This window comes from Streptomyces sp. NPDC002156, from assembly GCF_053593675.1.
The window spans coordinates 1-6580 of the sequence record NZ_JBSFDA010000298.1 but is presented as its reverse complement, the minus strand read 5'-3'; the positions used below and the strand labels follow the sequence as shown (position 1 = coordinate 6580).

Annotated in this window: 7 protein-coding genes; all 7 read left to right on the top strand. The window is 69.9% G+C overall.

Going from position 1 to position 6580, the window contains the following annotated elements:
* The first annotated feature begins 498 nt into the window (after nt 1–498).
* Nucleotides 499–1596: a LuxR C-terminal-related transcriptional regulator gene (locus ACWCRB_RS48490; protein ID WP_451002168.1), complete on the top strand. Its 1098-nt coding sequence runs from the start codon at nt 499–501 to the stop codon at nt 1594–1596.
* Between the two features lie 107 nt (nt 1597–1703).
* The gene (locus ACWCRB_RS48485) at nt 1704–2432 is read left to right on the top strand and encodes a cupin domain-containing protein (RefSeq protein ID WP_451002167.1); all 729 of its coding nucleotides are present in this window, start codon (nt 1704–1706) and stop codon (nt 2430–2432) included.
* Nucleotides 2429–2782 (top strand): antibiotic biosynthesis monooxygenase family protein, encoded by a 354-nt coding sequence (locus tag ACWCRB_RS48480; RefSeq protein WP_451002166.1) that lies wholly within the window; start codon nt 2429–2431, stop codon nt 2780–2782. Before ACWCRB_RS48485 ends, ACWCRB_RS48480 begins: the two co-directional genes overlap by 4 nt.
* Nucleotides 2779–3168, top strand: coding sequence for a nuclear transport factor 2 family protein (locus ACWCRB_RS48475; protein ID WP_451002165.1), 390 nt, complete (start codon nt 2779–2781; stop codon nt 3166–3168). Before ACWCRB_RS48480 ends, ACWCRB_RS48475 begins: the two co-directional genes overlap by 4 nt.
* Entirely contained in the window at nt 3165–4073 is a 909-nt protein-coding gene (locus ACWCRB_RS48470) for an MBL fold metallo-hydrolase (RefSeq protein ID WP_451002164.1), read from the top strand. Before ACWCRB_RS48475 ends, ACWCRB_RS48470 begins: the two co-directional genes overlap by 4 nt.
* A complete protein-coding gene (locus tag ACWCRB_RS48465) occupies nt 4036–4482 on the top strand; it encodes an ester cyclase (RefSeq protein ID WP_451002163.1) in 447 nt (148 codons plus the stop codon). Before ACWCRB_RS48470 ends, ACWCRB_RS48465 begins: the two co-directional genes overlap by 38 nt.
* Nucleotides 4483–4528: 46 nt before the next feature.
* A partial coding sequence (locus ACWCRB_RS48460) for a beta-ketoacyl synthase N-terminal-like domain-containing protein (protein WP_451002162.1) occupies nt 4529–6580 on the top strand: 2052 nt, incomplete at its 3' end.

Sequence of the window (6580 nt, the reverse complement as noted above, 5' to 3'; positions counted from 1 at the left end):
CGCATCAGCGTGCTCTTCGCGATGCTCCGCGACGGCACCTTCTACGAACACCGAACCCCCCGCCTCGCTTGACGAAAGACATAGAGGCACCCCCCTCTCCCCCGCCCACGCCCTCCGCACCCTGCGACGACTGGCCAGAGCCCCGAAAGACACGGCGCCGTCCTGGGCCTCTGCAAGGCCGTCCGCGACCCACAGCCACTGCGCGCGACCTGGACCGGCGCCTGTCCTACCTGCCACCGCGACATACCCGACGCCATACCAACCCGACCAAGCCTGCTAGGGCCTGTCCGGCGGATCAGGTCGCAGTGAATCAACGGCGCCGCATCATCGCCGGTGAGCGGGGTCTGGTGCGTGCAGCTGCAAGGCGGAGGAGGGCGTCGACACGATGGGGGTCCCCCCGCGCGAGGTCGTTCGAGCGTGGGGGAGTCGGCAACCGACGACAACGCCGCTGGGGGTACCCCCTCTGGGGGAGGGCGTGCCAGACCCCGCGTCTGCGGCATGATCCGCCGGACAGGCCCTAGGGGCTGGCGGACGGTGATCCGGGTCGGTCTGGGGTTGGCGATAGGGGTGGGCCGAAGCCTAGCGTCCGTGGTGCGTCCCGAACGGGACCCAGCCGCGAGAGGAGCACGTACCCATGCCCGCCGGTCGGCGCCATCGCTCCGTTCAGCGCGCTCCGCTGTGAGCCCGCCGGGTCCGTTACGCACCACAGGACGCCGTGTCATCCCTCCGGAACAGGGCACTGTCATGTCGGCCGACCGGGGAACGATCTTTCGGGAGAACTCCACCCGTCAACGTGACGGCGCCAGCGTACGTTGCTGCGAACCACGAGGGAGCATGAAGATGCCCATTACGTTGCCGACCCCCGCAAGAGCCGACTGCAGGCAGGGTGCCCTGCCTGACGAATCCACAGGTCTCAAGGACTTGCTGCCGGTTGGAGTCTGCAGCGGTTCCAGCGTGTACCGGGCAGGCCTGATGACCGTCCTGCGCGACATACCGGGGATCGACGTGGTGGCCGAATGGGACACCACCCATTACAGCCCCCGGTTGCTGCGGGACCATCGGCCGCGCGTGCTGCTGATGGACGTGGACGGCTTCGACATCGCGGACATGCTGGCCAGGCAGGTGGTGAGGCAGACCGCGGAGCACGCGGTGAAGGTTCTGGCGCTCTCCGCCCACCTGGCCCCGGACACCGCGATGAAGGTGCTCCGCGGCGGCGCGGAGGGGTTCCTGCACAAGGACACACCGGTGCAGGGGCTCGTGGACGCGATCCGGGTGGTCGACCGGGGCGGCGCGGCACTTGACCCCCTGGTGGCCGGCGAGTTGGTCACCGCACTGCGCTACAGCGCTCCTTCGGAGGTTGCGGTCGGGCCGGGCAACGAAGTGAAACTCACCCCTCGTCAGCTGCAGATCCTCGGCATGATCGGCCACGGCCTCGCCAATGTGGAGATCGCCGACCGGCTGAAGCTGGGCAGACCCACAGTGAAGTCGCACATCTCCTCGTTGCTGCGCGCGCTCGACCTGCGCGACCGGACCCAGCTGGCTGTGTACGCCTGTGTGCACGGTTTCCGGTCCTACGCGGCGCTCCCCGTGAACTGAGCCGGTACCGGAGCCGCGGGTCACCCGCAGCCGACCGCGGATTTCCCGCCGAATTTCCACGGCATATTTCTGATGTGGCGCGCGGGAATCGCAGCGATGATTCCTGCATGAGCAATTCACGGGTGAGCCGAATCCATGCCGCCGAAATAGAGCCCTATCGGGCGCGCGGTGGCCAGCTGCGTATGGTGCTCCACCCCGGTTCGGTGGGCAGCCGATCCGGCTATATGGGCACGGTTGTCCTCCAGCCCGGCGAATACGTGGTGGAACATTTCCACCCGTATTCCGAGGAGTTCCTGTTCGTCGTCGACGGCGACCTGGTACTCGAGGCCGAGGGTGAGGACTGGGCACTGGGGGCCGGCGACGGCATCTACGTACCCATCGGCAAGCGGCACCGACTGCGCAATGTGGGCACGACCGAATCGCTGGCCGTGTACCACACCGGCCCGCTCGCGCCGGACCCGTCGTTGGCGCACGTGGACACCGAGGCCCTCGGCGAACCGCAGGCCGGAAGCACCGACGCCGCGGCGGGCACGGCCCGCATCCTGTTCATGGTGACGGTGGCCGAGGAGAAGCGGGAGGACTTCCTGGCCGCCTACGAGAAGGTCCGGTTCCACGTCGCGGCGACCCCGGGACACCTTCGCGACCAGATCTGCCAGTCGTCCGACACCCCGGACAGGTGGCTGATCGTCAGCGAATGGAACTCCCTCGCGGAATTCTTCGCCTGGGAGAAGTCCGAGGAGCACAGGGAACTGGTCCGGCCGATGCAGGAATGCTACTCCGATCCGGAGTTCCGTAGTTTCAACGTGGTCGCCGAGACGAAGGCGACGCGGCCATGAGCAAGATTTCCACAGAAGAACGCCTGATGACCTACATCAACGTCTTCCACTGCAAGCCGGAGAACCAGGAGGCGCTGTCCGTCGCGATCCGCAAGGAGACCGATGAAATCATCCGGCACATGCCCGGGTTCATCTCGGCGAATGTGCACTGCAGCCTCGACGGCAGCCGGGTGACGAACTACGCGCAGTGGAGCGAGCTCGCGGCCTTTCAGGAACACATCCGCAGCGAGGCGGGCCGCGCGCTGATTCTCGACCTGCACAAGTACGCCGACGACGTGGACGTGCACGTGTACCAGGTCGACTGGATCGTCTCCGGGGACGGAGACGGGGACGGGGAGGGGCGACGATGAAATCCGCGAAGGAACTCTGGGAGTCCGTCTACACGGTGGTCGACGCGGGCGACCACGCCGCGGTCGCCGAGCTGTGCGACGCCGAACTCGAGATCCGCACCGCGAGCCAGGGCAAGAGGGGCGCGCAGCGGCTTGCCGAGATGTTCGTGCAGCAGCACGGGCTGTACACGGAGCTGGAACGCAAGGTCGACGGGATCATCGAGTCCGCGGACGGCTCCGCGCTGTCGGTCGAGCTCACGATGTCCGGCGTGCCCAAGGGCACCGGGCAGCGGCTGACCTGGAACGTCGTGGAGACCGTCCGGGCCGACGCCGGCCGCATCGTGTCCTGGCACGCCATGCTCGACCGCACCGGCCTGGTCCAGCAGATCCGCGCGCTGCACGGATGACCGCCATGCCGGTCAACATGCCCGTGCGCCAGGAGGTCGAAGTCGCCGACGGCGTGCTCGCGCTGGTGAACGGCGACGGCGGCGCCGGCCTGTCGAACAGCGTGCTGCTGCTCGGCGAACCGGCCACCGTGATCGACACGATGCTGCTGCCGGAGATGGCAGCCGACATCGTGACCGCGCTGGGCCGCCGGGGCCGCGCCGCCGAGTTGGTCCTCAACACGCACATCCACACCGACCACATCGGCGGGAACCTCCTGTTCGAGGGGGTGCCGATCATCGCCCATCCCCGCACCGTGGACGGGATGCGCAGGATGATCGGCGAACCCGGCCTCCCCGCGCTGCTCGCCAGGGTGATGCCGAGGTTCGCGGCGCGGCTGGCGGACTGGGACAGCACGGCCGCCGAACCGGTGCCCCCCGCCGGCATCGAACGCGCGCTGCCGGACACGGCGCGCGTGCTCGAGTTCACGGACTGCCACTCGGCGGCCGACCTCGTGGTCTGGCTGCCCGGCGAACAGGTCCTGGTCACCGGCGACCTGTGCTTCGCGGGGGTGACGCCGCTGGCCGTGCACGGGCGGGTCGGCCGCTGGCGCACGGCCCTTGACCGGCTGATCGCGCTCCGCCCCCGGGTGGTCCTTCCCGGCCACGGCAGGCCGGCCGGGATCGAGGCGCTGCGTGAACTGGCCGACTACTTCGACCGGGTGCTCGCCGCCGCCCGGCTGGCGGACGCCGAACGACTGTCCGCGGAGACGGTGTGGGCCCGGTTCGATCCGGGCCCGGCGGCGGGCTGGCTCGAACCGGAACGCACTCTCGTGAACATCCAGGTAGCTCTTGCCGAGATATCCGGACAACCCTTCCAAGGAGAACATCGTGTCCGACAAGATCAAGATTCGTCGCATTCTGACTGAGGCGTTTTCTCAGGGCAGGACCGAGGTCCTCGACGAATTGATGACGGAGGACTTCGTCAACCACAACGCGGCGCCCGGAATGGACACCGGCCGCGACGGCGTCAAGGCAGTGATCCGGGTCGAGCGACAGGGCTTCCCGGACCTGAAGGTCGAGATCATCCGCGATTTCGAGGACGGCGAATTCGTCATCCAGCACGTCCGGCTGACCGGCACACACACGGGCACCGTGTTCGGCGTGGAGCCGACCGGCCGCACCATCAGCTGGAACGAGATGCACATCGCGAAGGTCCGGGACGGCCGCGTGAGCGATCACTGGGCCTGCAACGACCTGCACGTCCTGCTGACGCAGCTGGGCCGGATGACGCCGCCGGACACGTCCGCGTTCCGTCAGGCGGCCGCCGGCGCCTGACCGGTGTCCCGCGTCGTCATCCGGAGTTTCGTCGAGGAGATGCATCATGACCGACGGGTTCGCGATCATCGGCATGGCTGCCCGGCTGCCCCGGGCGAACGGGCCCGACGAGTTCTGGCGCCTGCTGAGCTCGGGCACCGACGCGGTCAGCGACCCGCCCCCGGACCGGATGACCGGGCGCCGTGGTGCGTTCCTCGACGACATCACCGGATTCGACGCGGGGTTCTTCGGCATCTTCCCGCGGGAAGCCGCCGCCATGGACCCGCACCAGCGGCTGATGCTGGAGCTGGGCTGGGAGTCGTTGGAGCATGCCCGGCTGAGCGCAGCCCGGCTGGCCGGCACCCAGACCGGCGTGTTCGTGTCCGCGCCGCAAGAGGTCACGCCGACGTCCACGCCCGACCACCACGCCTTCGCCGGGCGGCAACGCGCCATGGTGGCCAACCGGTTGTCGCACGCCCTGGGCCTGCACGGTCCGAGCCTCACCGTGGACACCGGGCAGTCCTCGTCGCTGGTCGCGGTGCACCTGGCCGTGCAGTCACTGCGCAGCGGTGAGTGCGACCTGGCCATCGCGGGCGGGGTCAGCCTGATGGTGGCTCCGGACGCCCAGAGCGGCCTGGCCGAGATGGGCGTGCTGTCCCCGGACGGCCGGTGCTACGTGTTCGACAGCCGCGCCAACGGCTTCGTACGCGGTGAGGGCGGCGGCCTCGTCGTCCTGAAACGGCTGTCCGACGCGCTGGCCGACGGTGACCGGATCGCCGCGGTCGTCGCCGGCAGCGCGGTGAACAACGACGGCCGTGGCAACGGACTGACGGTGCCCAGCGCCACGGCACAACAGGCCCTGCTCTCACGGGCGTACGACCGTGCCCGGGTCGACCCCGGCACGGTCCAGTACGTCGAGCTGCACGGAACCGGAACCGCCGTGGGCGACCCGGTCGAGGCGGCCGGCCTCGGTGCCGCGCTGGGCACCGTCGCGACCCGGACGACACCGCTGCTGGTCGGGTCGGTCAAGACGAACATCGGCCACCTGGACGCGGCGGCCGGGATCGCGGGCCTCCTCAAGACCGTGCTGAGCCTGCAGCACCGGCAGGTGCCCGCGAGTCTGCACTTCACGACGCCCAACCCGGGCATCCCGTTGACGGATCTGAATCTTCGGGTGAACACGCGGGCCCTGCGGTGGCCGGGCGGACCGGCCGTGGCCGGCGTCAGTTCGTTCGGACTCGGCGGCACGAACTGCCACGTGGTGCTCACCGAGGCACCCCCGGTCCCTGTCCCGGTCCCTGGCTCGCCCGCGCCGTCGCGCCTGCCGGTGGTTCCGTGGGTGCTGTCGGCGAAGACCCGGGACTCCCTGCGCGGGCAGGCCCGGCGGCTGCTCGACCGCAGCGCCGGAGCCGAGCCGCTGGACGTCGGGTTCTCGCTGGCGACCACCCGGACACAGTTCCCGGTCCGCGCGGTCGTGTTCGGCCACGACCGGACCGAACTGGAGTCCGGGCTGAGGGAGTTGATCGACGGGGACGGGCCGGCCGTGATCGGTGCGGCGACACAGCCGTTGTCGGCGACGGCACAGGGGTTCGTGTCCGGCGGCGAGGTGGACTGGCCGGCCGTGTTCACCGGCACCGGCGCGCGCTCGGTGGATCTGCCCACCTACGCGTTCGACCGGCCCGTCGCCGACGCCGTTCGGCCCGGCAGTGCGGCACCGGCCGCGTCCGACGACAGCCTGATCAGGGTCGTCCGGGCCGAGGTCGCCGCCCAGCTGGGTCACCACGACGCCGACGCCGTGCCGTACGACCGCAGCTTCCAGGATCTCGGCTTCAGCTCGCTCAACGCGATCGAACTGGCCGAGCGGCTCTCGGCGGCGATCGGCGAGCGGGTCGACGCGACCGCGGTCTTCGACTATCCGACGCCGGCCGCGCTCGCCGCCCACCTGGCCGTCCGCACCGATGACAGCCACCCGGCCCGCGATCTGCCCGCCCCTGACGACCCGCGGCCGGCCCGCAACACGCGGGCCGCCGGCGACGATCCGGTGGCGATCGTGGGCATCGGCTGCCGGCTTCCCGGTGGTGTCGCCTCGGCGGCCGACCTGTGGGAGGTCTCGGCCGGC